Genomic DNA, 1,860 nt, shown 5'->3' with positions numbered 1-1,860 from the left:
CTTGACCATTCAACGTTACATCTTCAATCGGTGTGTTCACTTCTTTCGTTTGGTCTTCAACCGGATCTACCGTTGGTGGTAATGTGTCTTCGACAGTGATTGTAAATGTTGTTTCTGTTGTATTACCTGATTCATCTGTTGTAACTACCGTTACATCATAGCTACCTACTGTTGTTGGTGTACCTGAGATTGTGTTTATCTCTGGATTGAAAGTCACACCTTCTGGTAATCCTGAAACTTCATGTGTCACTGATTTTCCACTATTATCTTCACCATTCAATGATACATCTTCAATTGGTGTGTTCACTTCTGTTGTTTGATTTTCTACAGGGTCAACAACTGGTGCTGTTGTGTCTTCGACAGTGATTGTAAATGTTGTTTCTGTCGTATTACCTGATTCATCTGTTGTAACTACCGTTACATCATAGCTACCTACTGTTGTTGGTGTACCTGAGATTGTATTTGTTTCAGAATCATATATCACGCCTTCTGGTAGACCTGATACTTCATGCGTGATTGGTTTGTCACTGTTATCTTTACCATTCAATGTTATATCTTTGATTGGTGTGTTTACTTCTGTTGTTTGATCTTCAATTGGATCTACCGTTGGTGGCAATGTATCTTCAACTGTTATTGTGAATGTTGTTTCTGTTTTGTTTCCTGATTCATCTGTTGTAACTACTGTTACCTCGTAACTACCAACTGTTGTTGGAGTACCTGAAATGGTATTTGTCTCAGGATCATATGTCACACCTTCTGGTAATCCTGAAACTTCATGCGTTACAGGTTGGCCACTATTATCTTTACCATTCAACGTTACATCTTTGATTGGCGTATTTACTTCTGTTGTTTGATCTTCAATTGGTTCTACCGTTGGTGGTAATGTGTCTTCTACAGTTATCGTAAATGTAGTTTCTGTTGTATTACCAGATTCATCTGTTGTCACTACTGTTACGTCGTAACTGCCTACAGTTGTTGGTGTACCTGAGATTGTATTCGTTTCTGAATCATATGTTACACCTTCAGGTAATCCTGACACTTCATGCGTGACTGGTTTTCCACTGTTATCTTTGCCATTCAATTCAATATTTGTAATTGGTGTATTCACTTCTGTTGTTTGGTCATCCACCGGATCAACCTCAGGTGCTGTTGTGTCTTCTACTGTAATCGTGAATGTCGTTTCTGTTTTGTTTCCTGATTCATCTGTTGTCACAACTGTTACGTCGTAACTTCCTACCGTTGTTGGTGTGCCAGAGATTGTGTTTGTCTCAGAATCATATGTCACGCCTTCTGGTAGACCTGATACTTCATGCGTGACTGGTTGGTCACTGTTATCTTTACCATTCAACGTTACATCTTTGATTGGCGTATTTACTTCTGTTGTTTGATCTTCTACAGGGTCAACAACTGGTGCTGTTGTGTCTTCAACTGTTATTGTGAATGTCGTTTCTGTTTTATTACCAGATTCGTCTGTGGTAACTACTGTTACATCATAGCTACCTACTGTTGTTGGTGTACCTGAAATTGTATTTGTCTCAGGATCATATGTCACACCTTCGGGTAGTCCTGATACTTCATGTGTCACTGGTTTTCCACTATTATCTTGACCGTTTAACTCGATACTAGTAATTGGTGTGTTCACTTCTGTTGTTTGATCTTCAATTGGATCTACCGTTGGTGGTAATGTATCTTCAACTGTTATCGTAAATGTTGTTTCTGTCGTATTACCAGACTCATCTGTTGAAATTACTGTTACGTCGTAACTACCAACTGTTGTTGGTGTACCTGAAATTGTATTTGTCTCAGGATCATATGTCACACCTTCGGGTAGTCCTGATACTTCATGTGTCACTGGTTTTC

At 38.9% G+C, this 1,860-nt stretch carries 1 protein-coding gene; it reads right to left on the bottom strand.

Annotated elements, in window-relative coordinates; all coding sequences use genetic code 11:
- Window positions 1–1,860, bottom strand: a 1,860-nt coding sequence (locus LQ617_RS15685; RefSeq protein ID WP_239740782.1) for a putative Ig domain-containing protein, incomplete at both ends; no start/stop codon positions are given.

Source organism: Mammaliicoccus sp. P-M59 (assembly GCF_022386135.1).
GTDB lineage: Bacteria > Bacillota > Bacilli > Staphylococcales > Staphylococcaceae > Mammaliicoccus > Mammaliicoccus sciuri_A.
Note: the sequence above shows the minus strand (reverse complement) of the source record. Positions and strands in the feature narration are given on the sequence as shown.